The 24,669-nt window shown below is 64.4% G+C and carries 25 protein-coding genes; 11 read left to right on the forward strand and 14 right to left on the reverse strand.

The features are described from left to right. Positions 1-21 precede the first annotated feature (21 nt). The 6 genes from flgH to flgL all read left to right on the forward strand — a co-directional run bounded on the left by flgH (position 22) and on the right by flgL (position 7,437). Positions 22-720 carry a flagellar basal body L-ring protein FlgH gene (gene flgH, locus H281_RS0129645; RefSeq protein WP_020070752.1) on the forward strand — a complete coding sequence of 233 codons (699 nt, stop codon included), beginning with the start codon at positions 22-24 and terminating at the stop codon, positions 718-720. A 2-nt stretch (positions 721-722) separates the two neighbouring features. After that, positions 723-1,904 (forward strand): flagellar basal body P-ring protein FlgI, encoded by a 1,182-nt coding sequence (locus H281_RS0129650; protein ID WP_027776978.1) that lies wholly within the window; start codon positions 723-725, stop codon positions 1,902-1,904. 12 nt (positions 1,905-1,916) lie between these two features. Next, a complete protein-coding gene (flgJ, locus tag H281_RS0129655; protein WP_020070754.1) occupies positions 1,917-2,921 on the forward strand; it encodes a flagellar assembly peptidoglycan hydrolase FlgJ in 1,005 nt (334 codons plus the stop codon). A gap of 362 nt (positions 2,922-3,283) precedes the next feature. Then, entirely contained in the window at positions 3,284-4,054 is a 771-nt protein-coding gene (locus H281_RS0129660) for a flagellar brake protein (protein ID WP_027805058.1), read from the forward strand. 175 nt (positions 4,055-4,229) lie between these two features. After that, a complete protein-coding gene (flgK, locus tag H281_RS0129665; protein ID WP_020070756.1) occupies positions 4,230-6,203 on the forward strand; it encodes a flagellar hook-associated protein FlgK in 1,974 nt (657 codons plus the stop codon). 10 nt (positions 6,204-6,213) lie between these two features. Next, positions 6,214-7,437, forward strand: a complete 1,224-nt coding sequence (gene flgL / locus H281_RS0129670) for a flagellar hook-associated protein FlgL (RefSeq protein ID WP_020070757.1) — start codon at positions 6,214-6,216, stop codon at positions 7,435-7,437. A 231-nt stretch (positions 7,438-7,668) separates the two neighbouring features. On the opposite strand, the gene fliR is transcribed toward flgL, so the two are convergent. From fliR to fliF, 13 genes are all read right to left on the reverse strand, one after another. Beyond that, the gene (gene fliR, locus H281_RS0129675; RefSeq protein ID WP_020070758.1) at positions 7,669-8,451 is read right to left on the reverse strand and encodes a flagellar biosynthetic protein FliR; all 783 of its coding nucleotides are present in this window, start codon (positions 8,449-8,451) and stop codon (positions 7,669-7,671) included. Between the two features lie 40 nt (positions 8,452-8,491). Further along, positions 8,492-8,761, reverse strand: coding sequence for a flagellar biosynthesis protein FliQ (gene fliQ, locus H281_RS0129680; protein WP_011490196.1), 270 nt, complete (start codon positions 8,759-8,761; stop codon positions 8,492-8,494). 58 nt (positions 8,762-8,819) lie between these two features. Further along, complete coding sequence (gene fliP, locus H281_RS0129685) at positions 8,820-9,653, reverse strand: flagellar type III secretion system pore protein FliP (protein WP_020070759.1); 834 nt, start codon at positions 9,651-9,653, stop codon at positions 8,820-8,822. Beyond that, positions 9,653-10,264: a flagellar biosynthetic protein FliO gene (gene fliO / locus H281_RS0129690; RefSeq protein WP_020070760.1), complete on the reverse strand. Its 612-nt coding sequence runs from the start codon at positions 10,262-10,264 to the stop codon at positions 9,653-9,655. Before fliO ends, fliP begins: the two co-directional genes overlap by 1 nt. Continuing rightward, the gene (gene fliN, locus H281_RS0129695) at positions 10,261-10,728 is read right to left on the reverse strand and encodes a flagellar motor switch protein FliN (RefSeq protein ID WP_020070761.1); all 468 of its coding nucleotides are present in this window, start codon (positions 10,726-10,728) and stop codon (positions 10,261-10,263) included. Before fliN ends, fliO begins: the two co-directional genes overlap by 4 nt. After that, positions 10,721-11,719, reverse strand: a complete 999-nt coding sequence (gene fliM, locus H281_RS0129700; RefSeq protein WP_020070762.1) for a flagellar motor switch protein FliM — start codon at positions 11,717-11,719, stop codon at positions 10,721-10,723. The genes fliN and fliM overlap by 8 nt, the downstream gene beginning before the upstream one ends. Before the next feature lie 64 nt (positions 11,720-11,783). Beyond that, positions 11,784-12,281, reverse strand: coding sequence for a flagellar basal body-associated protein FliL (fliL, locus tag H281_RS0129705; RefSeq protein ID WP_020070763.1), 498 nt, complete (start codon positions 12,279-12,281; stop codon positions 11,784-11,786). A 248-nt stretch (positions 12,282-12,529) separates the two neighbouring features. Further along, positions 12,530-14,083, reverse strand: a complete 1,554-nt coding sequence (locus tag H281_RS0129710; protein WP_020070764.1) for a flagellar hook-length control protein FliK — start codon at positions 14,081-14,083, stop codon at positions 12,530-12,532. Positions 14,084-14,143: 60 nt separating this feature from the next. Then, the gene (gene fliJ / locus H281_RS0129715) at positions 14,144-14,593 is read right to left on the reverse strand and encodes a flagellar export protein FliJ (RefSeq protein ID WP_020070765.1); all 450 of its coding nucleotides are present in this window, start codon (positions 14,591-14,593) and stop codon (positions 14,144-14,146) included. A gap of 2 nt (positions 14,594-14,595) precedes the next feature. Next, positions 14,596-16,260, reverse strand: coding sequence for a flagellar protein export ATPase FliI (gene fliI / locus H281_RS0129720; RefSeq protein ID WP_020070766.1), 1,665 nt, complete (start codon positions 16,258-16,260; stop codon positions 14,596-14,598). Continuing rightward, on the reverse strand, positions 16,254-16,937 hold the full coding sequence (fliH, locus tag H281_RS0129725; RefSeq protein WP_027805059.1) for a flagellar assembly protein FliH: 684 nt from the start codon (positions 16,935-16,937) through the stop codon (positions 16,254-16,256). Before fliH ends, fliI begins: the two co-directional genes overlap by 7 nt. Beyond that, positions 16,924-17,919, reverse strand: a complete 996-nt coding sequence (gene fliG / locus H281_RS0129730) for a flagellar motor switch protein FliG (protein ID WP_020070768.1) — start codon at positions 17,917-17,919, stop codon at positions 16,924-16,926. Before fliG ends, fliH begins: the two co-directional genes overlap by 14 nt. Further along, entirely contained in the window at positions 17,909-19,708 is a 1,800-nt protein-coding gene (fliF, locus tag H281_RS0129735; RefSeq protein WP_020070769.1) for a flagellar basal-body MS-ring/collar protein FliF, read from the reverse strand. Before fliF ends, fliG begins: the two co-directional genes overlap by 11 nt. Positions 19,709-19,944: 236 nt before the next feature. Between fliF and fliE the strand changes: the two genes are divergently transcribed. The 5 genes from fliE (at position 19,945) to H281_RS0129760 (ending at position 23,188) form a co-directional block, all read left to right on the forward strand. Beyond that, the gene (gene fliE, locus H281_RS0129740) at positions 19,945-20,295 is read left to right on the forward strand and encodes a flagellar hook-basal body complex protein FliE (protein ID WP_020070770.1); all 351 of its coding nucleotides are present in this window, start codon (positions 19,945-19,947) and stop codon (positions 20,293-20,295) included. Between the two features lie 239 nt (positions 20,296-20,534). Beyond that, positions 20,535-20,969 (forward strand): flagellar export chaperone FliS, encoded by a 435-nt coding sequence (gene fliS, locus H281_RS0129745; RefSeq protein WP_027805060.1) that lies wholly within the window; start codon positions 20,535-20,537, stop codon positions 20,967-20,969. After that, positions 20,966-21,292 (forward strand): flagellar protein FliT, encoded by a 327-nt coding sequence (locus H281_RS0129750; RefSeq protein ID WP_013589910.1) that lies wholly within the window; start codon positions 20,966-20,968, stop codon positions 21,290-21,292. The genes fliS and H281_RS0129750 overlap by 4 nt, the downstream gene beginning before the upstream one ends. 67 nt (positions 21,293-21,359) lie before the next feature. Continuing rightward, on the forward strand, positions 21,360-22,829 hold the full coding sequence (gene fliK / locus H281_RS0129755; protein ID WP_020070772.1) for a flagellar hook-length control protein FliK: 1,470 nt from the start codon (positions 21,360-21,362) through the stop codon (positions 22,827-22,829). Next, positions 22,829-23,188, forward strand: a complete 360-nt coding sequence (locus tag H281_RS0129760; RefSeq protein ID WP_020070773.1) for an EscU/YscU/HrcU family type III secretion system export apparatus switch protein — start codon at positions 22,829-22,831, stop codon at positions 23,186-23,188. Before fliK ends, H281_RS0129760 begins: the two co-directional genes overlap by 1 nt. 35 nt (positions 23,189-23,223) lie before the next feature. Here the strand turns inward: H281_RS0129760 and H281_RS0129765 are convergent, their stop codons facing one another. Beyond that, the gene (locus tag H281_RS0129765; RefSeq protein WP_020070774.1) at positions 23,224-24,642 is read right to left on the reverse strand and encodes a coniferyl aldehyde dehydrogenase; all 1,419 of its coding nucleotides are present in this window, start codon (positions 24,640-24,642) and stop codon (positions 23,224-23,226) included. Positions 24,643-24,669 lie beyond the last annotated feature (27 nt).

Raw genomic sequence — 24,669 nt, forward strand, 5'->3', positions numbered from 1 at the left:
GTAAATCAGGCGGTAATCAAGATGTCGCACTTCACTCGTAATCCGGTTCATTCGCGTACTGCCGTCGCGCTCGCGCAGCTCACGCTGCTCGTCGCGCTCGGCGGTTGCGGCCTCGTGCCGAAGCAGCCGATCACGCAGCAGCCGATGACGGCGCTGCCGCCGATGCCGCCGCAAGCGCAGTCGCCCGGCTCGATCTACAACCCGGGTTACGCGGGCCGGCCGTTGTTCGAAGATCAGCGTCCGCGCAATGTCGGCGACATCCTGACCATCGTGATCCAGGAAAACGTCAACGCGACGAAGTCCTCGGGTGCCAATGCAAACCGCTCGGGCAGTACCAACCTTGCGGTGCCGACGGCGGGCTTCCTTGCCGGACTGTTCGGCAAGGCGAATCTGAGCGCCAAGGGTGGGAACGTGTTCAGCGGCACCGGCGGCGCCAACGCGTCGAACACATTCAACGGCACGATCACTGTGACGGTGACCGGTGTGCTGCCGAACGGCAACCTGATGGTAAGCGGTGAAAAGCAGATGCTCATCAATCAGGGCAACGAGTTCGTGCGCTTCTCGGGCGTGGTGAATCCGAACACGATCTCCAGTCTGAATGCCGTGTACTCCACGCAGGTGGCCGACGCAAAAATCGAGTATTCGGCGAAAGGCTATCTCGACGAGGCCGAAAACATGGGCTGGCTGCAACGCTTCTTCCTCAACGTGTCGCCGTGGTGATCATGGGTACTGTTTCTTTCCGCTTTCTCGCGCGAGCCGGCCGCATCGGCCGGGCGCTGGCTTTCGTCGCGCTCGCCTGCGCGGCGCTGCCGGCGGCGACGCCCGCGCACGCCGAGCGCCTGAAGGATCTCGTGCAGATCCAGGGCGTTCGTGACAATCCGCTGATCGGCTACGGCCTCGTCGTCGGTCTCGACGGCACGGGCGACCAGACCACGCAGACCCCGTTCACCACGCAGACGCTCGCCAACATGCTGGCGAACCTCGGCATCTCGATCAACAACCAGGCCGCCGGTTCGAGCAACTCGCAATCGTCGCTGTCGAACGTTCAGTTGAAGAACGTTGCCGCGGTGATGGTGACGGCGGTGCTGCCGCCGTTCGCGCGCCCGGGTGAACAGATCGACGTGACCGTGTCCTCGCTCGGCAATGCGAAGAGCCTGCGCGGCGGCACGCTTCTGCTTACGCCGCTCAAGGGCGCCGACGGCCAGGTGTACGCACTCGGCCAGGGCAATCTCGCCGTTGGCGGCGCCGGCGCGAGCGCCAACGGCAGCAAGGTGCAGGTCAATACACTTGCTGCCGGCCGTATTGCCGGCGGCGCGATCGTCGAACGCTCGGTGCCGACGTCGGTGTCGCAAGCCGGCACGATGCAGCTCGACCTGAACGAAATGGACTACGACACGACGCAACGCGTGGTGGCGGCAGTGAACAACGCGTTCGGCGGCGGCACGGCCACGGCGCTTGACGGCCGCACGATTCAACTGCGCGCGCCGACCGATCCCGAACAGCAGGTCGCCTTCATGGCGCAACTGCAGAATCTCGACGTGAAGCCGGCGCAGGCCGCAGCGAAGGTGATCCTGAACGCGCGCACCGGCTCGATCGTGATGAACCAGATGGTCACGCTGCAGAACTGCGCGGTGGCGCACGGCAACCTGTCGGTCGTGATCAACACGCAGCCGGTGGTGAGTCAGCCGGGCGCGTTCTCGAACGGCCAGACGGTGGTGGCGAAGCAGTCGCAGATTCAGGTGAAGCAGGACAACGGCGCGCTCAAGCTAGTGACCGCCGGCGCGAACCTCGCCGACGTGGTGAAGGCGCTCAACGCATTGGGTGCGACGCCCGCGGATCTGATGTCGATCCTGCAGGCCATGAAAGCGGCGGGCTCTTTGCGCGCCGACCTGGAAATCATCTAAGGACGACAGCAGATGAATTCGGATACGACCAATTCCGCCGCCGCGGCGAACGATCTTAGCCAGCGCTTCGCGCTCGACGTGCAGGGTTTCGCGAAGCTGAGCGCGCAGGCGAAGGCGTCGCCGCAAGCCGGCATGAAGGTAGCCGCGCAGCAGTTCGACGCGGTCTTCACGCAGATGATGCTGAAGAGCATGCGCGATGCGACGCCGCAGGACGGCCCGTTCGACTCGCACGACAGCGCGACGTTTACGTCGATGATGGATCAGCAGTTGTCGCAGCAGATGTCGCAGAAGGGCATCGGTGTGGCGGATGCGATGCTCAAGCAGTTGATGCGCAACCAGGGCATGCAGGTGAGCGGCCCGAACGGAGCAGGCGGCGCGGGCGGACTCGCCGGCATGGCCAACGCGCTCGGCGGCGGCAGCGGCGGCGACGAAGGCCAGACTGCGGCGCTCAACGCGCTCGCCAAGGCCTACGGCAATGCGCAAGCAAACGGCCAGCTCGCGATGGGCAAAGGCTACTCGGCCAACAGCGCGCTGACGCCGCCGTTGAAGGGTGACGGCAGCTCGCCGAAGGTCGACGCTTTCGTCGACAAGCTCGCGGCTCCCGCGCAGGCTGCCAGCGCGGCGACCGGCATTCCGGCGCGCTTCATCATCGGCCAGGCGGCGCTGGAATCGGGCTGGGGCAAGAGCGAAATCAAAAAGGCTGACGGCAGCACGAGTCACAACGTATTCGGCATCAAGGCGACCAAGGACTGGACCGGCAAGACGGTGTCCACGCTCACCACCGAGTATGTGAACGGCAAGCCGCAGCGCGTGGTCGAGAAATTCCGCGCATACGATTCGTATCAGGAAGCCATGACCGACTACGCCAGCATGCTGAAGGGCAATCCGCGTTACGCGCAGGTCATCAATTCCGCGCACGACGTGAAGGGTTTTGCGACCGGCATGCAGCGCGCCGGTTATGCAACGGATCCGCATTACGCGAAGAAACTGATGTCCATCATGCAAAAGATGGGCTGAGCGGTGTGATTGCGACCGGTCGGCGCGGATTGACCGCGAGAAGCGGTTTTGCGGGGCGCGCCGAACAACAGACGTACAAGCCACAAACACGCAACAAACACGCGGCGAAAAAACGGCGGGCGATTTAAAGACGCGTTATCGGCGAGTTACCGGGGCTTTAACGTTTGCGCGCGATTATTCTAAATTTATTATTAGTCGCCCCTAAATTTTGGCTCGATACTGCCGCTAATCCGTTAGACCCCATACCGGAAGCGTTCATGTCCGGTTGAATGTGCGTGCCGCGGCCGGGAATGAGAGACCGCGTGAAAGCCCCGTCAGGAGCTCTGGCACGTACCCGCAAGAACATGCATACCGGCAAGCCCATGGAAACCAATCAGTCGAACGGCCAAACCGACACGCTTCAGCCGCACGTTCCGCTGGACGACAGTGCACTCGATTTTGGCCGCCGCAATCCGCTCGAAATCGGCGTTCAATTGCGCAACCTCGTCAATCGGGGCGATTTTCTTACCGTTCAATATGCCGGCGGCCAGCTCGTTACGCGCCTGCTCGACGTCGACGTGCGCGGACGCACCTTCACGTTCGACTGGGGCGCGTTGTCCGATCAGAACCGCGGTCTGCTTGCGGCGTCAAGCTGTCAGTTCCACGCGGCGCCCGAGGGCGTGCGCATGGAGTTCGTCACCAGCACGCCGCGCGAAACGCGTTACGAGGGAATGCCGGCATTCGAAGCCGACTTTCCGGAAGTGCTGTACTACGTGCAACGCCGCGAGTATTTCCGCGTCGACGCACCGATTCTCGATCCGTACGTGTGCAGCGGTCGTCTGCCGGAAGGCGATTCGTTCCGTTTCGAGGTGCATGACCTCTCGCTGGGCGGCGTCGGCATGCGCACTTCCGACGAACGCGTCGCCGAACTGCCCATGGGCACGCGTCTCGACGATTGCGAATTGTCGCTCGGCGGATTGGGCCGCCTCTCGCTCGATCTGCAACTCGTGTCGCATCGCTCGCTCGCGCTGCCGAACGGCACCCAGCGGTATCAGCTTGGTTTCCGCTTTCTGACGTTGCCCGGCAACGCGGAGAACACGCTGCAGCGTCTCATCACGCAACTCGAAATGAAGCGCCGTTCGCTGGTTCGCTGACAGCGCGCGGACCAGACATGACGCGCCGGCGAAGGCCCGGCGCATCGGCCTCGCAAACGTTGAAACAAACTCTCGCAAGCGTCGTGAATGGCCTCAATTTTCCGTCGCGAAAGCCGTTAAACACTAAGTTCAAGTAACGCGGCGGCATGTGTGGTGTCGCCCTTCAGGATGACGCATGTCCAATCTCATCAATCTCGGCCTCAGCGGACTGAATGCAGCCCAGTGGGGACTCACGACGACCGGCCAGAACATCAGCAACGCGTCGACGCCCGGCTATACCATTGAAACGCCGGTCTTCGCGGAAACGGGTGGGCAGTACACGGGTTCCGGCTATCTGCCGCACGGCGTTTCGACCGTCACGGTGACTCGCCAATACAGCCAGTATCTGACGACCCAGCTCAATAACGCGCAGTCGTCCAGCAGCTCGCTCGCGACCTACAACACGCTGATCTCGCAACTGAACAATCTGATCGGCAGCCCGACTGCCGGTATTGCCAGCGCGGTCACGAGTTATTTCACGGGCATGCAGAACGTCTCGAACAACGCTTCGAGCCTCGCTACGCGTCAGACGGCGATGAGCGGCGCGCAGACACTCGCGAACCAGATCAATGCCGCGGGCCAGCAATACGACGCGCTGCGCCAGAGCGTCAACACGCAACTGAGCAACACCGTTTCGCAGATCAACAGCTACACGCAGCAGATCGCACAATTGAACGGTCAGATCTCCGCCGCGAGCACGCAAGGCCAGCCGCCGAACCAGTTGCTCGATCAGCGCGATCTCGCCGTGTCGAATCTGTCGCAACTGATCGGCGTGCAGGTGGTGAACAGCAATGGCAGCTATGGCGTCTTCATGAGCAATGGCCAGCCGCTCGTGTCGGCCGGCAACAGCTTCAATCTGGGCACCACGCCTTCGACGGGCGACTCCAGCGAATTGTCCGTGCAGTATCTCGGCCAGGCGGGCGCAAATCCTGCCGCCGCGCCGCAGGATTTGCCCGACAGCAAGATCGAGGGCGGCACGCTCGGCGGTCTCGTCGCATTCCGCAGCCAGACGCTCGATCCGGCAGAAGCGCAACTTGGCGCGATTGCGGTGAGTTTCGCCTCCCAGGTCAATGCGCAGAACGCGCTCGGCATCACCCTCGCGGGCGTGCAGGGCGGCGCCCTGTTCTCGGTGGGCGGCCCGACCGTCTACGCGAACACGCAGAACACCGGCAACGCATCGCTCAACGTGTCGTTCGCGAATCCTGCACAGCCGACCACGGGCGACTACACGCTCGCCTTCAACGGCACCACCTATACGTTGACCGACAATTCGACGGGTGGCGTGGTGGGCTCGGCGACGAATCTGAGCCAGCCGATCAACGGCCTGAATTTTTCGACCACGGGCACGATGAACGCCGGTGACTCGTTCACGGTCCAGCCGACTCGCGGCGCGTTGAACAGCTTTGCAACTGCGACGACGGACGCCTCGGCGATCGCGGCCGCAGCGCCGGTTCTCGGCGCGGCAGCGTCGACTAACACCGGCACCGGCGCCATCACGAAGGGCACGGTCGCGGCGGGCTACACGATGCCGAACTCGACGACCACGCTGACGTACGACGGCACTGGTCTCACCGGCTTCCCGGTCGGCTCGACGGTGACCGTGGCGGGCTCGCCGGCGACCACTTATTCGATCACGAGCGCGACGACCGTCGTGCCGTATTCGTCGAGCAACGGCGCGAGTCTGACGATCAACAACACGACCGCCGGCCAGATGAACAAGGTGTCGGTGACGATCAGCGGCGTGCCCGCTGCCGGCGACAAGTTCACCATCGGGCCGAACACCGGCGCGAACAACGACGGCCGCAACGCGCTTGCACTGTCGAACCTGTCGACGGCGAAATCGATGGACGGCGGCACGGTCACGCTGACGGGCGCGTACGCGAACTACGTCAACGACATCGGCAACCAGACGAATCAGATTCAGACTTCGAGCACGGCGCAGGCTTCGCTGGTGACGCAGATCACAACGGCGCAGCAGTCCGTCTCGGGCGTCAACATCAACGAGGAAGCAGCCAATCTGCTTCAGTATCAGCAGCTCTATCAGGCGAACAGCAAGGTCATTCAGACCGCGCAGACCCTGTTCCAGACGCTGCTCGGCATCTTCCAGTGAGGCGTTGAACATGCGCATCTCCAGCACGCAGTACTTCACCATGAACGTGGCGACGATGAGCGATCAGCAAGCTCAGTTGTCGCAGCTTTACGCGCAGATTTCGAGCGGCGTGAGCCTTGCGACGCCGTCGGACAATCCGCTCGGCGCGGCGCAGGCCGTGCAGTTGAGTTCGACCGCGACGAGCCTCGCACAGTACACGAGCAACCAGAACACGGCGCTTGCGTCGCTGCAGCTCGAAGACACGACGCTCAGCAGCGTCAACGACGTGCTGCAAAGTATCCACACGCTCGTGTTGCGCGCCGGCGACGGTTCGCTCAACAACGGCGACCGCGGCTCCATCGCGACGCAACTGCAAAGCTTGCGCAGCCAGTTGATAACGCTCGGTAACTCGACGGACCCGCAGGGCAACTACATGTTCGCCGGCTATCAAAGCAGCGCACAGCCGTACACGACGAGTTCGGCCGGCGTGGTCACGTATTCGGGCGACACCGGCACGCCTGCGGTGCAGATCACCGACTCGCACGTCGTGCAGACCGGCGACACCGGCATTTCGATCTTCAGCAGTGTCGCGCCTATCGGCACGAGCGCGGTGCCGGCGGCGACCACGGGCAACACGGGTACGGGTGTCATCAGCACCGTGAGCCTGAACAACCCGACCGATCCGACGAACGCCGACAAATACGCGATCAACTTTACGTCGTCGACGACTTACACCGTGAGCCAGACGAATCCGGCGACCGGCGCGGTTACGACGAGCGCACCGCAAGCCTTCACGGCAGGTACGGCGATCACGCTCGGGGGCCAGTCGGTGACGATCAGCGGCGCGCCGAACGCGGGCGACAGCTTCTCGGTGACGCCCGCGACCCAAGGCAGCATGGATGTGTTCGCGAACCTGAGCCAGTTGATCAGCACGCTGCAATCGCCGATCTCGGGCGGTGCGTCGACCGCGAGCTTTCAGAGCGCGCTCACCACCAGCATGACGCAGCTCGAGAACACGATGAACAACATCACGACCGCGCAAGCGACTGTGGGCGGCCGCTCGCAGGAGGTCAAGGCATTGCAGGCGGTCACGCAGACCAATACGCTGCAAACGGCCAGCAACCTGTCGGACCTGACGCAGACAGACCTGATCAAGACGGTCGGCAAATACACGCTGGCGCAGAACGCGTTGCAAGCAGCACAACAGGCGTTCGTGAAGATCCAGAATATGTCGCTGTTTCAGTACCTGAACTGATAGAGCTTCTGCTCGATTAGTTTCGATAGGCAAGCGCGGTAACCGGGGGACTGGTTACCGCGCTTTTGTTTTTTTGGGGCGTGAGAAGTATGCGAGACGCATGCTCTATTAACAGATTCAACGCGGAGCACCGCTAGCACCAGTCGCGCATCCAAACGAAAAAAGCCGACATCAACTGTCGGCTTCAAAGTCACTTCTAACGGCGAGCGGGCAACGGCCCAAATTCCCCCGCTACCTGAATCCCAGCGCGACCCGCCCCATCTGGTCGATGCCCACCGCGAAGAGGCGCCCGAAGAACGGAATCATGTTCGGAATCATCAACTGCAAAAGCAGCATACCGATCAGCATGGTGAGCGGAAAGCCGATCTGAAACACGCCGATCTGCGGCGCCGCGCGGTTGAGAATGCCGAGCGCGAGGTTGGTGATCAGCAGAGCGGCGACGACTGGCAGAGAGAGCAGCAGTCCCGCTGAAAAAATCGTGCTGCCGAAATTGGCGAGCGTGCGCCAGCCCGGCGAGCCGAGAATATTTGCCGACACGGGCAGCGAATTGAACGACGCGAGCAGGGCGCTGACCATCTGAAGATGACCGTCGATCACGAGAAACACGAGCATCGCGATCGTGTTCATGTAGCTCGACAGCACCTGGCTCGAGCTGCTCGCCTGCGCGTCGAAGAAAGTGGCAAAGCCGAGGCCCATGCCGAGGCCGACGAAGTCGCCGGTCGCGCTGATCGCCTGAAACACGATCTGCATGGTCATGCCGAGCGCGATACCGATCAGAAACTGGTTGACGATGATCCACACGCCTTCCGCGGAAAACACCGTGACTTGCGGCAGCGCCCCGAGCGTGGGTGCGACGATGATCGTCACGAAAGCCGCCAGGCCGATCTTCACGCGCAGCGGCAGCGAGCGGTTGCCGAGCACAGGCGCGGTCGCGACGAGCGCGAGAATCCGCACGAACGGCCACAGAAACGCGGTGAGCCAGGCGTTCAGTTGCGCGTAGGTGACGGAAAACATGGCGGCGGCGAGGCTCGATGCAGAGAGAAAATCGCGGCGCTCAGTTGACGAGCGTCGGAATGTTGGTGAGCGTCTGGCGCAGGTAGTCGAGCATGGTGGTGAGCATCCACGGACCGGCGATCACCATTGTGACCGCGATAGCGAGCAGTTTCGGAATGAACGACAGCGTCGATTCGTTGATCTGCGTGGCAGCCTGGAAAAGGCTCACCACCAGGCCAACCACCAGCGCCACAAGAAGAAGCGGCGCGGCGAGCAGCAGGCCGACGTACATGGCCTGGTGCGCGAGTGTCATGACGGATTCTTGATTCATGGCGATTCAACCGGAAACTGGCACAACGTTGAAAACAGGGACTATCGAGCGAGCACGCTCAGACAAAGCTCTGCGCAAGAGAGCCGAGCAGCAGTTGCCAGCCGTCGACGAGCACGAACAGCATCAGCTTGAACGGCAGCGAAATCGTTGCGGGCGAAACCATCATCATGCCCATCGACATCAGCACGCTCGCCACCACCATGTCGATGATGAGAAACGGAATGAAGATCGTGAAGCCGATCTGGAAGCCGGTCTTCAGTTCGCTAGTAACGAACGAAGGCACGAGCAGCGACAGCGGCACATCTTCAGGGCCTTGCATCGGCGCGGCGTGCGAGATGCGCGCGAACAGTGCGAGATCGCTTTCGCGCGTCTGACGCAGCATGAACGTCTTGAACGGAGCGAGGCCGCGGCTCACCGCCGTCTCCATCGGAACAGTACCTTCGGAGAAGGGCTTGTAGCCGTCGGTGTAAGCCTTATCGAGCACTGGCGACATCACGAACAGCGTCAGAAAAAGCGCAAGACCGACGAGCACCTGGTTAGGCGGCGTTGTCGTCGTGCCGAGCGCCTGGCGCAGCAACGACAACACGATGATGATGCGCGTGAAGCTCGTCATCATCAGCACCATCGCAGGCAGGAACGACAGCATCGTGAGCAGCAGCATCGTCTGCACGCTCAGCGAATACGTGGTTCCGCCGTTCGGGCCCGGGCTCGTGTTGAAGGCCGGCAAGCCGGCGGTTTGCGCGAACGAAAGCGTCGGCAGCGCGAACAATGCCACCGGCACAACCAGCGACGCGACGGGCGCGGCGCGATGCAAACCGCGAAGCACTGCAGAGGCGGCGCGCGAGGTGCGGGTGGAGGGCGCGCCAGGCGCCGATTGAAGACTGAACTGCATTACCGAACCCCGTTGCCTTGCCCGTTGAAACGTTTGCTCACTTCGCCTTTCAAGGCGTCGCGAAAGCGCTGGCCGAAGCTGCCTGGCAGTCCGGTGCTGCCCGCCGCGCTGCTACTGCCCGTTGCGCCAGGCGTGCCCGCCTGGGTATTGCCGATCGCGTCGACGGCGACCGATCCCGCTGGCATCGTATGAAGCAGACGCACGTTGCCGGGCGCGGCGCCGAGCACGAGCCACGTATCGCCGATCTCGACCACCGCCACGCGCTCCTTACCGCCGAGCGACGCGCCGCCAATTGTCTTCACCAGTCCGCTGCGGCTGCCCGGCTGCAAGCCGAAGCGGCGCGCAAGCCACGCGCATCCGAACACCAGACCGATCACGACGACGAGGCCGACGATCGTCTGCAATACCGCGCCGACGCCAAGCGCCGGAACCGCAGTGCCCGCGCCGACGCTCGACGCCATCTTCGCTGCGTTGTTGACCGCGTTCATGTCGGCTGCGTGTGCAGCGAGCGGTGCGCAGAACGACGCCGTTGCCGACAGCGCTGCGCCGATTGCGCGGGAGATGACGTGACGCGACGCAGGGAACACGGCGCGGCGGACTGCGGTTTTCATCGATTCAACTTCCGGATACGTTCTGACGGCGTAATGATGTCGGTCAGGCGAATACCGAACTTGTCGTTCACCACCACCACTTCACCCTGGGCGATCAGGCAGCCGTTGACGAGCACGTCCATCGGTTCGCCGGCCATGCCGTCGAGCTCCACCACCGAACCTTGCGCGAGTTGCAGCAGGTTGCGGATCGCGAGCTTGGTGCGGCCGAGTTCGACGGTCATCTGAACGGGAATGTCCAGAATCATTTCGATGTCGTTGCGCGTCGAGGTCGGCGCGACTTTCGACAGCGGCTGGAACACGCCGGCCGTGCTGGCGCTGATTTCGCTCGGGTTGTCGTTCTGCTCGGCGAGCGCGCTCGCCCAGTCGGCCAGCGCTGCTTCGTCTTCCGCGCTCGCCGCGTCGGCGGCCACTTGCGCGGCGGCGGCGGTCAGCTCGTCCGCGGGCTTTGCGTTCAGATCACTCATATCCACCTTCCTTCATCGTGTCGGCTGCGCTGATCATCTTTTGCACGCGCAACGCGTATTGACCATTAAAAATTCCGTAGCCGCATTCCATCACCGGCACGCCGTCGACTTTGGCCGTGATGTGCTCGGGAATGTTGATCGGCAGAACATCGCCTTTGCGCATGTTCAGGATTTGTTCGAACGTAATCGGCACCTGCGCGAGGTCGGCCGTCAGTTCGACTTCCGCCGCCTGCACCTGCTGCGACAACACGCGGACCCAGCGGCGGTCGACTTCAAGCGCCTCGCCCTGAATCGGCGACGACAGAATGTCGCGGATCGGTTCGATCATCGAATACGGCATGCAGATGTGCAGCGTGCCGCCCGTCGTGCCGAATTCGATCGAGAACTGCGTGACGATGACGATTTCGTTCGGCGTCGCGACGTTGGCGAACTGCGTGTGCATTTCCGAGCGCATGTACTCGAACTGCAGCGGACGCACGCTTTTCCACGACGCCGCGTAGTGTTCGAACGTCAGGTTGAGCAGCTTCATGATGATGCGCTGCTCGGTCTGCGTGAAATCGCGACCTTCGACACGCGTGTGAAAGCGTCCGTCGCCGCCGAACAGATTGTCGACCACGAAGAACACCAGGTTCGGGTCGAACACGAACAGCGACGTGCCGCGCAACGGCTTGACGTGGACCAGGTTCAGATTGGTCGGGATCGGCAGGTTGCGGGTGAACTCGCTGTACTTCTGCACCTTCACCGGACCGACGGAGATTTCCGCCGAACGCCGCATGAAGTTGAAGATGCCGACGCGCAACAGGCGCGCAAAGCGGTCGTTGATGATTTCGAGGCCGGGCATCCGGCCGCGGACGATGCGTTCCTGCGTCGCGATGTTGTAGGGACGTACGCCTACACGTTCGCTCTGCTCGGCTTCAGAGTCGGACTCGCCGGTTACGCCCTTGAGGAGGGCATCGACCTCCTCCTGGGACATGAACTCTTCGTGGCCCATTCCTTATTCCTCGTGCATACCGTGACGGTTGATGATGGCAGTGCGGGACAGCGTCACAACGACGTCACTGCACGACGAATTCGGTGAACAGCACGTCCTGGACATGGATCGGCGCGGCACCCTTGTCGGTCGGTTGCTCGATCAGCGTCCGCAGTTCGGTGGAAAGCGCGTGCTTGCCTTCGAGCGGAGCGAGTTCATCCGGATGATGGTTCGACAGCGCAAGCAGGATGCGGCTGCGAATTTCCGGCATGTGTTCGGTGAGTTCCTGCGGCGTCTTCGGATCGGTGAGCTTGAGCGTCAGACCGATACGCAGGAAGTGCTGCTGGCCGTCGTCCGATTGCAGGTTGACCGTCATCGATTCGAGCGGGAAGAACGTCGGAGCGGGAGCCGGAGCCGGCGCAGCTGCGGTGGCGGCGGCCGGAGCGCGTTTGGACATGAAGAACCACACCCCTGCGCCGGCGCCACCGGCGGCGACGATAGCGATGAGGGCGATCAGGATGATGCGCTTCAAGGGGCCCGGAGACGCGGGCGCGGCTTGCTGATTTGCGGGAGTGGTAGCCATGAGGTTTGCTTGCTTGCCGTTAGTGCTGGTGATAGTGATTGTTGTTGATTTGCCTGCGGCGCGATGGGTCGAACAGAAGGGTTAATGCGGGCTATCTCTAGTTTTTGGCCTTTCCCTGAAATGAAATCGCGGTGGTCCATGGGCATTGCCCCGCACAAGGGCAGCGCCAATAGAGCACCGCGATTTCGAGGAACGGCCAACACCTCGAATCAACCACCGAACAAAGCCGCAACCCGCAAAAAAACCCGTCAGGCGAACGTATCGACCAACCCGACGCTGCGCCGCACGGCAACGTCCGCCGTCACGCCGGCACCCGCGGCACCGCCCATGCCGCCTCCACTACCCGCCGTAGAGCGGCTTCCAGAGCCGGAACGTCCCGACTCGGCATTCTGCTGTTGCCCGCCCTGACGACCAAACCCGTCGCTGACGCTCGCGCTGCCGAGTCCGATGCCGTTCGCTTCCATCGCTTCGCGCAATTTCGGCAGAGCTGCCTCGACGGCTTCACGTACCTGCTGATGCTGCGAAACAAACAACGCGTGCGCATGGTTATCGGCGACCTGCAGCACGACCTGGAGCGGTCCAAGATCCTTCGGGTTCAGCGTCAGCTCGGCGCTCTGCGAATGAGCGTTCGACAGGAACACGACCTTCTGGCTCAGCGCTTCCTCCCAGTCGGTCGTGCCGACCTGCGGTCCCAACGCGTTTGCCGCTGCAGCCGCGCCCGCATTGCCGGTCGTCTGCACGGCGGCCGTGGTGCTGGCAGCGCTCGCTGCTGCCTGCGACGCGGCCAGCGCTGCGCTCGCTGCGTCGGCTGCGTTCTTGAACGCCGCCAGGTCGTCCGCCTGTGCGCCTGCCGCACCCGTCGATGCCAACGCACCCGCCGCCGCCGCGGAAGCAGCCGACGCAGCCGCCGTCGGATCCGCCACGGTCGCAGCCGTCGTCAATGCGCCGCGGGCGGCTGCGGAGCCCTTGCCGCCGCCGGAGAGACCGGCTTCCAGCGTCTTGCCGTCTGTATCGTTCAGCGACGCGTTCGCGCTCGCCAGTCCGTTCGCCGCCGCAGCTGCGGCCGCGCCGCTTGCCAGCGCCTGCGATGGCACCACGGCCTGGCCGTTCGCGAGCGCCGCCAGAGCCGCCTGCAATGCGTCCTGTAGCGACTTCGGATCGGTCGGCGCCTTCTTGCCGGGCAGGCCGACCGTGGTGGCGTCGGTGGCCGCGCCGGCTGCGGTCGTGCTGGCATCCGTCGCTGCGGGAATGTTCACGTTGGCCGCATCGGCCGCAGCGCTTGCATCGGCCTGGGCCTGGGCTTGCGCCTGAGCCGCTGCGGCTGCCGCCGCCGTGCTTGCGTCGCTGCTGCTCGCCGCGGTGGCGGTGTTGGCCGACTTCGCAGGCGCGGCCCCCGTCTTGTCCGTCGATGCCTGTTGCGGCTTGTCCGCCGGCGCAGACGCCGATGCGTCTGACGCGGTGCTGTCCTTGGTGTCGCTGCTCGCGTCGTCGGCGTTTTTGGTTGCGGAGTCGTCCGGCGGCGGCGCGTCGTGCACGCTCGACGACGACGCCTGCGAAGCATCCGCCTGCGTCGGGGAAGGTGTCGGCGTTGCGGCAGACTGGCTCGCGCTCGCGTTGACGCTTGCGTTGAATTTGGCAGCCGCACTTGCAGCCGCACTGTTCTGCAGGCTGATGCTTTGCTGGAGGGTTTGCGAGAACGGTTTCGCGCTTGCGGCGGCCAGCGCCGCGGCGCTGTTCGAACCGTTGGTAGAGGTGCTGCCGGTAGAACCTGGCAGGGAGCCGATCTGTGAAAGAAGCGACATAAGTGTCCTGTCAATCCGTCAAAGGGTACGGTGTTCAGTCAGTGGAGGGCGGCGCGGGCGTCAGGCGCCTTCCGCGCGCATCCTCAGAATTCGTGCAGCGTGTTCGTCGGCGTCGCGTTGATCGCGCCGCGCCACGGTCTTGGCCTCGGCCGCTTCGCCGCGCGCCTGCAGCACTTCATAGGAGCCGAGCTTTTGCTTCTGACGCTGCCAGTCCGGCTTGGCCGCCTCGACTCGCGCATTGGCCGTCACGAGCAGATTGCGCTGCTGTTCGATGGCGGCGTCGAGCGTGTCGATGAACGCCTGAAAATTGCGCATGTTGCCGGCGGGCATTCCCGCCTGGGCGGTTGCCGTGAAACGCGCGTGGTATTCGTCGCGGTACTGCACGAGCGACTGAAGCTGCGCCTCCACGTCGTTACGCTCGCGCTGTGCTCGGCCAAGACGCTGCGCGGCGGCGTCGACATCGTCTTGCGCGAGCCCAATCAACGTCTTGATCGGAAAGTGTTTCGCCATCGTCAGGCTCCTTGGGCAAACAGCGCGTCCAGCATCTCGACACTCGGTTCAAAATTCGCGCACTCACGAAAGCCTTGCTGCAGGAAGGCTTCCATCCGCGGATATAGCGCGATGGCACGGTCGAGCAACGCGTCACGTCCGCTCGAATAAGCACCAACGTTGATCAGATCGCGGTTGCGCTGATAGCGCGACAGCATCTGCTTGAACATACGCGTTTTGTCCAGATGGTTATCGTCGATCAGCGCGGTCATTGCCCGGCTAATCGACGCTTCGATGTCGATTGCCGGATAGTGGCCGGCTTCCGCGAGCGAGCGCGACAGCACGATGTGGCCGTCGAGAATCGCACGCGCCGAGTCCGCAATCGGGTCCTGCTGGTCGTCGCCTTCGGTCAGCACCGTATAGAACGCGGTGATTGAACCGCCGCCCGCCGGGCCGTTGCCAGTTCGCTCGACGAGCGCCGGGAGCTTGGCGAACACAGAAGGCGGGTAACCCTTGGTCGCGGGCGGCTCGCCGACGGCCAGCGCGATTTCGCGCTGCGCCATCGCGTAGCGGGTCAGCGAATCCATCAGCAGCAACACGTGCTTGCCCTGATCGCGAAAATATTCGGCGAGCGACGTCGAATACGACGCGGCCTGCATCCGCAAAAGCGGTGAAACGTCGGCCGGAGCGGCGATCACGACCGAGCGCGCAAGGCCTTCCTCGCCAAGAATCTGCTCGATGAATTCCTTCACTTCGCGGCCGCGTTCGCCGATCAGGCCGATCACGATCACTTCGGCGCTGGTGTAGCGCGCCATCGTACCGAGCAACACCGATTTACCGACGCCCGAGCCTGCAAACAGTCCCATGCGCTGGCCGCGTCCCACGGTCAGGAGCGCGTTGATCGCGCGCACGCCGACGTCGAGCACCTTGTGAATCGGCTCCCGGTTCAGCGGATTGATGACCGGCGCGGACAACGGCGCGTCGGCATGCGCGCCGAGCGGGCCGAGTCCGTCCAGCGGGCGGCCAGACGCATCGAGCACGCGGCCCAGCAGTTCCCAGCCGACCGGCAGACGCTTCGCGCCCGCCATCGGATCGGCGATCGGCGCGCTTTCGAGCGGGTAGACGCGCGCGCCGGGCAGCAGGCCGATCACTTCGGTGGTGGGCATCAGGAACAGCTTGTCGCCGGAGAAGCCGACAACTTCCGCTTCAGCCATCGGCAGCGAACTGCCCGGCGGCAGTTCGATCATCACTTCGGCGCCTACCGAAAGGCGCAATCCAACCGCTTCGAGCACGAGACCGGCGGCGCGCGTCAGGCGTCCGCAGGCGCGCATCGGCTTCGCGATCGCGTTGCGCGCGCGCAATGCGTCGAGCCGGCCGCGCCAGGCTTGCATATGCGGATTGCTGTCGAGCGCGGGATCGTACGCAGCAGGAGCCGCGGCGCTTGCTGCCTTGGCGGCGGCCGGACTTGCACCGAGACCGGCGCCCGCAGCCGGTGCCGACTCGCGGCTCGCGGCCGCGCCCGTCACCGGATGAGCATGACCCGGGTCAGCCGCCGTCGCGGCGGTCGAGACTGCGTCCGCGAACGGCGCGTCCGCGAGCGCCTCGGCGCCGAACGACGCCAGCGCCAGCTCGCGTTCGAGCGGCGTCAGGTCGCTTGCGCGGATCTCCTCGAGCGTCGGTTTCACCATGTACTCACTTTGCCAAGCGCCGCGGCAACGCGTTCCCAGCGTGTATCGATGCCGGCGTCCACCTCGCCGCTGCCGGCCTGCGCGCGGCAGCCGCCGCGCTCCACGGCCGGATCGGTACGCACGGTCCAGCCGCGTGTTTGCAGTTCTTCCATCAGATACGCCTCGACCACCGGCAGATCGGCGGGACTCACGATCAGCGCGGGCGCGCCGATTAGCGCCGGTTCCGCCGCGAGCACCTCGCGGGCGGCGGCGATCAGCGCGGTCGGGTCGTGCTGCACATGCTGGCGCACCACCTGTTGCGCGATGTCGAGCGCGAGCGCGACGAGCGTCTCCGAAATGGCGCCTTGCGCGCCGTCGAGCGCGGCCTTGAAGGTTTCGGCGAGCGCGGCGAGTCGCGCAGCTTCATCGCGCGCTTCGCTTCGGCCCTGTTCAAAACCTTGTGCGTGGCCCTGGTCGTATCCGGCCTGATAGCCGAGCGCCTGGCCCGCAACGTGGCCGGATGCGATGCCCTGCGCGTGCGCGGCTTCGCGCAGGCGCTCGAGCTCGGCTTCGAAAGCCGCTTCGTCGATCTCGGACGTGGGCGGTGCCGGCGGCACCGGATCGAATGAGGCCATCTCCCAGCGCTGGTAGGCCGAGAGGCTTTCCTTTGCCGTGGAGTTGCGATTAGACATATGCATCTTCCGCCTTGCCGCCAATCACGATCTGGCCGCTTTCTGCCAGATTGCGCACGATCTGCAGGATACGGCGCTGTTGCGTCTCGACTTCGGAGACGCGAACCGGGCCGCGCGCGTCGAGGTCTTCCGCGAGCAGCTCGGCTGCACGCTGGGACATGTTCGACAGGAACTTCTGACGCAGTGCAGGCGCTGCGCCCTTCAGCGAGATGATCAGCGCTTCCGATTCGACTTCCTTCAGCAGCAGCTGGATCGCGCGGTCTTCCAGGTCGAGCAGGTTCTCGAACACGAACATCTGATCGACGATCTTCTGCGCGAGTTCGCCGTCGTACTGGCGGACGTTTTCGATGACGCCTTCCTCGTGGTTGCTCGACATGAAGTTGAGGATTTCCGCCGCCGTGCGAATGCCGCCCATCGGGCTGCGCTTCAGGTTGTCGCTGCCCGACAGCAGGTGCGTGAGCACGTCGTCGAGTTCGCGCAGCGCGGCCGGCTGAATACCGTCGAGCGTCGCGATTCGCAACAGTACGTCGTTACGCAGACGGTCCGTGAAGCACGCGGCGATTTCCGACGCCTGATCGCGGTCGAGGTGAACGAGGATCGTCGCGATGATCTGCGGGTGCTCGTTCTTGATCAGTTCCGCGACGGCCGGCGAGTCCATCCACTTCAGGCCTTCGATACCGCTGGTGTCGCTGCCTTGCAGGATGCGGTCGATGATCGCGCCGGCCTTGTCGTCGCCGAGCGCCTTCGTCAGCACCGAACGGATGTACTCGTTCGAGTCCAGCGACATGCCGGTGTGCTTTTCCGCCTCGCGCACGAACTCGTGCAGCACCACGTCGATCTCATCGCGCGTCACGGCCTTCATGGCGGCCATGGCGACGCCGATCTTCTGAACTTCACGCGGTCCAAGGAACTTGAACACTTGCGCCGCTTCTTCCTCGCCGATCGACATCAGCAGAAGCGCGCTCTTCATTACGCCTTCAGCGCTCATCGGTCACCCAATTTTTGACGACTGTTGCAACGATCTTCGGATCCTGGCGCGCGATGCTGCGTGCGAACTCCAGGTTCCGCTCATATTTGTGTTTCGCGTTTTCCAGCGCCAGCAGTTCGCTGTCGCCGGAGTCGATTTCAACGTTGCCGTTGGCGCGTTCCGCGGTCGGGATGCCGTCGAGCAGGATCGGCTCGTCCGGCGACGGCAGCGCCGCGGCGACGAGCGGTTCCGGCGGCGGGAAGGCGCGGCGCAGCGCCGGCTTCACCATCACGAAGTACAGGAACAGGGCGACGGCGCCAATGCCGAGATACGTCGCGATCTGCTTGTACAGAGCCAGCATGTCATGCGTGCGCCACCACGGCAGGTCCGCGTTCGGGTCCACGTCGGCGGTGAACGGGCTGTTGACCACGTTGACCGAGTCGCCGCGCTGCGCGTCGAAGCCCATCGCGTCCTTCACGAGCTGGTTGACCTGCGCGAGCTTGTCGGCGGTGACCGGCTGCATCGTCGCGTGACCCTTGCCGTCGACCACGCGCAGATAGTTGACCACCACGGCCACCGACAGACGCTTGACGCCGCCCATCGGCTGCTCGAGGTGACGCACGGTCTTGTCGAGCTCGTAATTCGTGGTCATGTCCTTACGATCGCTGACGGGCGTCGTCGTCACGCCGCCGCTCGCGCCATTGGGCGCATTGATCGGCGCGGAGGCGGGCTGCGGCGGCTGATTCGACAGCGCGCCCGGCACGCCCGACGCGCCGCCTTGCGACATTTCCGTCGCGGTGCTCGATTGCTGGCTGCGGATCGCCGCCTGTTGCGGGTTGCCGTTCGGGCCGTAGTTTTCCGAAGTCTGTTCGGAGCGCGAGAAGTCGATGTCCGCGCTCACCTGCGAATGTGCATTGCCGGCGCCGAAGAGCGGCGCAAGAATCGCGTCGATGCGCTGCTGCGTGTTGCGCTCGATCTGCTGGCGATACTTCAGTTGCGACGCGTCGAGCCCGCCGCCAACCGACGGTTGTGTCAACAGGTTGCCGTCCTGATCGAGAATGGTCACGCCCTTGACCGGCATTTCCGGCACCGCGGAAGACACCATGTGCGTGATTGCCAGCACCTGGCCTTCGTCGAGCGCGCGGCCCGGATAGAGATTGACGAGCACCGACGCCGACGGCGCTTCCTTGTCGCGTACGAATACGGAGGGCTTCGGAATCGCCAGATGGACGCGCGCCGACTTGACCGACGAAACGGATTCGATCGTGCGTTCCAGCTCGCCTTCCAGCGCGCGCTGATAGTTGATCTGCTCGGCGAACTGGCTGATGCCGAACTTCTGGTTGTCCATCAGTTCGAAGCCGACCGAGCCGCTCTTGGGCAGGCCTTGCGACGCGAGGCGCAAGCGCATCTCGTGCACCTGTTCGGCCGGCACGAGGATCGCGCCGCCCGACTCGGAGAACTTGTACGGAATGTTGGCCTGCTGAAGCGCGGTGATGATCGCGCCGCCGTCGCGGTCGGACAAGTTGCTGTAAAGCACCTTGTAGTCCGGGGCGCGCGACCACAGAAACAGGCCCGCCACCACGGCGACAAGCAGCGCCACCGCGAAAATCAGCGGGGCGCGCGGGTTGCCGCGCATTTGCGCGAGGCCTGACAGGCGCTGGCCGAAATTGCCGCCGAGGCCGCCACCGAGGCCGCCCAGGTCTGCGTTACCGCCGGGCTGACCGGCGCCCGCCGCTGCCGCGCCGGGCTGTGCGCCGGCGAGGCCCATGCGGGCGTCGGGGTTGATCAAAGAGTTGGCTGACGAATCCATGCGTCGGGTTTCTCCGGGAAGCCTTTTGCGTTCTGCCGCTCAACCGCACCGAGGCTCGGCGGGAGTATGGACAGATACTTTCACGACTGAAATTATCCGCACGGCAGGCGCGCCCGATTGCTTGAATAGAGCCGGGTTTCCCCCCTAGTTTCGGGGCTTTCCAGGAGAGCCCGCTGCTATGCTTTCGTCCAGATCGGTACGGTTTGGTCGTGCCGCTCGTCATTCCTGGAGAGAACATGACTTTGCCCGTGAACGCGCTTTCGTCGGCGCTGCAACAATTGCAGTCGATGGCTGCGCAGGCCGCCGGCGGCAGCACCGCCGCTGCTGACGCTTCGGCCGCAGGTGAGTCCGGTGCGGCTACCACCGGCGGTTTTGCGTCGGCACTGAAGGCTTCGTTGGACAAGATCAGCGGCGATCAGACCAAGGCGGTCGGCGAATCGCAGGCGTTCGAGCTTGGCGCGTCGAACGTTTCGCTGAACGACGTGATGGTCGACATGCAGAAGGCGAACGTCGGCTTCCAGTTCGGCCTGCAGGTCCGCAACAAGCTGGTGTCCGCCTATAACGACATCATGCAGATGCAGGTCTGATCGAGGCTGCGGCCACGGCGGCAAGAATGTTCCGCCCGCCCGGCTGCAACTGCCCGCGTGACACGCGCCGCGCCGCCCTTGGGGGCGTGCGCAACCTGCACCCCTTAATCCTCCTTACACCGGCCTAAAGCTTTCTCGCTGCGTATCCGATAACCAGATACAGGCATGAATCGGGGTGCGCTTACGCATCGCGATGGGCTGCCACGACCAACCGTAGTTGCATTTGAGGAGGAGCGCCGATGTTTTCCCCAGGACACTCTGGAGCCAATGCGTATGCACGCGTGGGCGTCGAGACAGGGGTGATGGGCGCGAGTCCGCATCGTCTGATCGTGATGTTGTATCAGGGGGCCCGGCAGGCAATCGCGCAAGCGCGGATGCATTTGCAGCAGGCCAATGTACCCGGTCGTGGAGAGGCGATCGGCAAGGCGATTCAGATCGTCGAAAGCGGGCTGCAACAGTCGCTCAACCTTGAGGTGGGCGGTGAGATTGCACAGCGGCTGAACGCGCTATATAGCTATATGTCGCGCCGGCTGCTCGAAGCCAACATAAAAGAGAGCGAGGCAATGCTGGTCGAAGTCGATGGCCTGCTGGCCACGCTCGAAGAGGCATGGATCGGGATTGCCCCGGAGATAGCGCGGATGGCTGCCCAGCCGGTCGCGGAAAGCATGAGATGACATCGAACGCAGAATACTTTGCCCGCTACGAGGCCATCGCAGCGTTGTCCTGCCGCATGCTGATGGCTGCCCGACGCGCCCTGTGGAACGATCTGGTCCACTTGCAGGATGAATACCGGCTGCTCGTCGACGCGCTGAAAGAGGCGGAGACGGGCGTCAAACTCGACGAGACGGAACGCCTGCGCAAATACGCGCTGATCCGGCAGATCCTCGCCGACGACGCCGCGATCCGCGACCTGGCCAATCCGAGCCTCGCCAAATTGTCGGCGTTGTTCGGCGGCCGGCCGTCCCGGGTGCTCAAGGAGCTGTACGGGGCGCGCTGAGGGTGGCCGCAAGGCGTCTGATTGTGTGAATTGAGCGCGTTGACGCCAATGTGATCAAGGAATCGGCATGAACGGAATCGACACGGCCGTCGCATCGCTCCTCGCGACCCGCGTCGACAGCCTGCTGAACATTGCCCCCGGCAGCGCGGCCACCGCCCAGACGGGCGCGGCCGACGTCGAGACCGCGCCGACAACGCCGGCTCCGGCCGCTCCTTCTGCGCCGCAGCCTTCCGCGCAGACCGCGCTGTCCGCCGTCGCACTGACGCTCAACGCGATCGTGCGCTCCGGTGGCGAGGCGACGCCCGCGATCGTCGGGCAGTTACCGATCTGGCCCGCAGCTCCCGCACTCGATGTCGAGGTGGGCGCTTTGCCGCTCTTCGACGCGCCTGCTCCTTCCAATACCGCTTCTAACGCCGCGGCTTCCGCGGCTACGGCCAATGTCGCGGCGACCCAGGTGCCGGTGGCGGCGCTTGCGGCCGCGCTCGCACACACGGTCGGCGACAGCGGTCTTTTCTACGAAGCACACCTCGCGCAATGGCTGAGCGGCCAGCGCTCGCCGGAGACACTCGCGGGCGAAGCACAGAACAAGCTCGTCGCCGCCGCTGCGCAATTGCCGTTGAACTGGGCAAGCGACGGGGGCGACGCGTCGCCCGCGCAAGCTGCAGCGAGGCAAGGCATGGGCGCCACGCCGCACACATCAGGCGGCGCGGCCGACGCAGCCGGCGCGAATGCCGCGAACCCGAATGCAGCCAACACCGCTGGCCGCCCGATGCCGTCGATCGACACCGTGCAGGCCGCGCGCTTCGTCGCCGGTGAAGTGCTGGCAAGTTCCTTATCCGACCTGAACGGCCAGACGTCCCATGCGGGGCTGCATAACGCGGCCTCGCCAACGGCTGACGCCGGCTCGCAGCAAAATCCGCAGGCCGCCGCGGTCCATCCCGCAACGGTGCCGCTCGTGCGCCAGCAACTGGATCTGCTCGCAACCGGCCAGTTCCGCTGGACCGGCGAAGCATGGCCCGGCGCGAAGCTGGACTGGACTGTCGAGCAGGAAGGCGACGAGTGGGACCGCAGCGGCGGCGGCGCGGATAGCGAGGACGATCAGCCGTGGCGCACGCGCCTGACGCTGTCGCTGCCGACACTCGGCACCGTCGACGCCGAATTGACGTTGACCGGCATGCGCCTTGTCGCGCGTGTACAGGCGAGTCCCGGCGGCGCGGCGCGTCTCGCGATGCAGGGCGAAAGTTTTCGTCAGCGGCTCGCGGCGGCGGGCATTCAGCTGAACGGTTTGACGATTCGCGAGATCGGCGGCGGCGCGCCCGCCACCGGCGCGGCTGCAGCGGGCGCCGCGGCTGCGGCTCAGGCAGCGGCGTCCGCGTATGCGCGGTCGGCCTCGGCGGCGAATCGGACGGACGCCGCGGCGTCTACTGCATCTGCCGCATCGGGAGCGCCGGCAAGTGCCGCCGGGAAAAGCCGTCGCGCACCGCACGCGTCGAACGCCGCGACCGCGCCGCTCGACGATTTCGACTGGGACATGTGATGAGCCGCAAACATCGCCGCAGCGCGGCTGCGCTTGTCTACGACGCACAAGGCGGCGATCCGGCGCCACGCGTGATCGCCAAGGGCTACGGCATGCTCGCCGAGATGATCGTGCAGCGCGCCAAGGAAGCCGGCCTTTATGTGCACGAAGCGCCCGAAATGGTCTCACTGCTGATGCAGGTGGACCTCGACGCGCGCATTCCGCCGCAGCTCTATCAGGCGGTGGCGGAACTGCTCGCGTGGCTGCATCGGCTGGAAAGCGAACCGGCGCAGCCAGCGCCGGGCGGGGCGCGCACCGGCGCTGACGATGTCACCGACGTGGTCGCGGTCGATATCGAAGGCGCAACAGGCACGCGCTAGGCACCCCCACGGCGAAGCCACACAGTTGGCGTCGCTCAAAACCGCATCATCAGTTTCAGCAGCACGTTGACGCGCCTGCCATACGGCGGCGCAATCCATGCACGCGCGTTCAGTCGTGCCTGCGTCAGTACGGGCTTCATCTTCGAGAAAGTCACGAAGCCTTCGTAGCCGTGATACGCGCCCATTCCACTTGCTCCGACACCGCCGAACGGCAGGCTTTCGCACGCCAGATGCATCAGCGTTTCGTTGACCGCCATGCCGCCCGCAATGGTTTCGTGCGTGACCCGTTCGATGGTGGCTGCGTCGTCCGCATACAGGTAAAGCGCAAGCGGGCGTGGCCGGGCGTTGATCCACGCGATCGCATCGTCGAGCGTGTCGTACGGCACGACAGGTAGCAGCGGGCCGAAGATTTCCTCCTGCATCAGTTCGCAATCCTGCGGCGCGTTAGTGACGGCGATAGGCGGAAAGCGGCGGCTCGCCGCGTCGGGCGCGCTGTCGGTCAGCGGATGCAGTTGCGCGCCCGCGGCCTGCGCTTCGTCGGCGAGACGCTGGAGGCGCGCGAAGTGGCGCGGCGAAATGATCGACGTGTAGTCCGGGTTGTGGGCGAAGCCGGGATACATCTTCTCCATCCGCTTGCGCGCCCGCTCGACGAACGCCTGTTCCGTGCCGCGCGGCACGAGCACGTAATCTGGCGCGATACAGGTTTGCCCGGCATTGAGCGTCTTGCCGGCGACGAGATTGTCCACGGCATTGTCGAACCGCGCATGCTCGCCGATTATTGCCGGTGACTTGCCACCGAGTTCCAGCGTAACCGGCGTCAAATGCTCGGCGGCGGCGCGCATCACTTCGTGACCGATTTTCGTCGAGCCGGTGAAGAGGAGATGATCGAAGGGCTGCGCGCTGAATGCGGCGGCGAGCGCGGCGTCGCCGTTCACTACAGCAACGTGAACGCGGGCAAAAGTCTGGCCGATCAGCTGCTCGAACAACGCCGACGTGCGCGGCGTCAACTCGGACATCTTGACGATCGCGCGATTGCCGGCGGTCAGCGCGCTGATGAGCGGTCCGGCGGCGAGCAGCACCGGATAATTCCACGGCACGATAATGCCGACCACGCCGAGCGGCTGCGGCACCACTTTCGCGCGGGCCGGCAGCAACCATTTGTTGGTGCTGCGGCGCTGCGGCTTCATCCACCGCTTGCCGTGCCGCAGCGCGGCGTCGATTTCCTCCTTCACCAGCAGAAATTCCGCGAGCAGCACTTCCTGTTTCGCGCGATTGCCGAAGTCGGCATTCATCGCATCGGCGAGCGCGTCGCGGTTGTCGAGCAGGACTTTGCGCAGCGCTTTCAGATGCGCCGCGCGCGTTTCCCATGACGGATACGGCGCGCGCAACCAGGCGTGACGCTGATCGTGAAGCAACGCCTCCAGCGCGGCGACCTCGGGCAGATCGTTTTTCATTGTTCACCACTCCCTGATGAAAGATGC

Source organism: Paraburkholderia caledonica, from assembly GCF_000383275.1.
GTDB classification, from domain to species: domain Bacteria; phylum Pseudomonadota; class Gammaproteobacteria; order Burkholderiales; family Burkholderiaceae; genus Paraburkholderia; species Paraburkholderia caledonica.

Coding starts and splice junctions, on each gene's coding strand:
- flgH (WP_020070752.1), top strand. CDS start 22: ATGTCGCACTTCACTCGTAATCCGGTTCATTCGCGTACTGCCGTCGCG.
- H281_RS0129650 (WP_027776978.1), top strand. CDS start 723: ATGGGTACTGTTTCTTTCCGCTTTCTCGCGCGAGCCGGCCGCATCGGC.
- flgJ (WP_020070754.1), top strand. CDS start 1,917: ATGAATTCGGATACGACCAATTCCGCCGCCGCGGCGAACGATCTTAGC.
- H281_RS0129660 (WP_027805058.1), top strand. CDS start 3,284: ATGGAAACCAATCAGTCGAACGGCCAAACCGACACGCTTCAGCCGCAC.
- flgK (WP_020070756.1), top strand. CDS start 4,230: ATGTCCAATCTCATCAATCTCGGCCTCAGCGGACTGAATGCAGCCCAG.
- flgL (WP_020070757.1), top strand. CDS start 6,214: ATGCGCATCTCCAGCACGCAGTACTTCACCATGAACGTGGCGACGATG.
- fliR (WP_020070758.1), bottom strand. CDS start 8,451: ATGTTTTCCGTCACCTACGCGCAACTGAACGCCTGGCTCACCGCGTTT.
- fliQ (WP_011490196.1), bottom strand. CDS start 8,761: ATGAATCAAGAATCCGTCATGACACTCGCGCACCAGGCCATGTACGTC.
- fliP (WP_020070759.1), bottom strand. CDS start 9,653: ATGCAGTTCAGTCTTCAATCGGCGCCTGGCGCGCCCTCCACCCGCACC.
- fliO (WP_020070760.1), bottom strand. CDS start 10,264: ATGAAAACCGCAGTCCGCCGCGCCGTGTTCCCTGCGTCGCGTCACGTC.
- fliN (WP_020070761.1), bottom strand. CDS start 10,728: ATGAGTGATCTGAACGCAAAGCCCGCGGACGAGCTGACCGCCGCCGCC.
- fliM (WP_020070762.1), bottom strand. CDS start 11,719: ATGGGCCACGAAGAGTTCATGTCCCAGGAGGAGGTCGATGCCCTCCTC.
- fliL (WP_020070763.1), bottom strand. CDS start 12,281: ATGGCTACCACTCCCGCAAATCAGCAAGCCGCGCCCGCGTCTCCGGGC.
- H281_RS0129710 (WP_020070764.1), bottom strand. CDS start 14,083: ATGTCGCTTCTTTCACAGATCGGCTCCCTGCCAGGTTCTACCGGCAGC.
- fliJ (WP_020070765.1), bottom strand. CDS start 14,593: ATGGCGAAACACTTTCCGATCAAGACGTTGATTGGGCTCGCGCAAGAC.
- fliI (WP_020070766.1), bottom strand. CDS start 16,260: ATGGTGAAACCGACGCTCGAGGAGATCCGCGCAAGCGACCTGACGCCG.
- fliH (WP_027805059.1), bottom strand. CDS start 16,937: ATGCATATGTCTAATCGCAACTCCACGGCAAAGGAAAGCCTCTCGGCC.
- fliG (WP_020070768.1), bottom strand. CDS start 17,919: ATGAGCGCTGAAGGCGTAATGAAGAGCGCGCTTCTGCTGATGTCGATC.
- fliF (WP_020070769.1), bottom strand. CDS start 19,708: ATGGATTCGTCAGCCAACTCTTTGATCAACCCCGACGCCCGCATGGGC.
- fliE (WP_020070770.1), top strand. CDS start 19,945: ATGACTTTGCCCGTGAACGCGCTTTCGTCGGCGCTGCAACAATTGCAG.
- fliS (WP_027805060.1), top strand. CDS start 20,535: ATGTTTTCCCCAGGACACTCTGGAGCCAATGCGTATGCACGCGTGGGC.
- H281_RS0129750 (WP_013589910.1), top strand. CDS start 20,966: ATGACATCGAACGCAGAATACTTTGCCCGCTACGAGGCCATCGCAGCG.
- fliK (WP_020070772.1), top strand. CDS start 21,360: ATGAACGGAATCGACACGGCCGTCGCATCGCTCCTCGCGACCCGCGTC.
- H281_RS0129760 (WP_020070773.1), top strand. CDS start 22,829: ATGAGCCGCAAACATCGCCGCAGCGCGGCTGCGCTTGTCTACGACGCA.
- H281_RS0129765 (WP_020070774.1), bottom strand. CDS start 24,642: ATGAAAAACGATCTGCCCGAGGTCGCCGCGCTGGAGGCGTTGCTTCAC.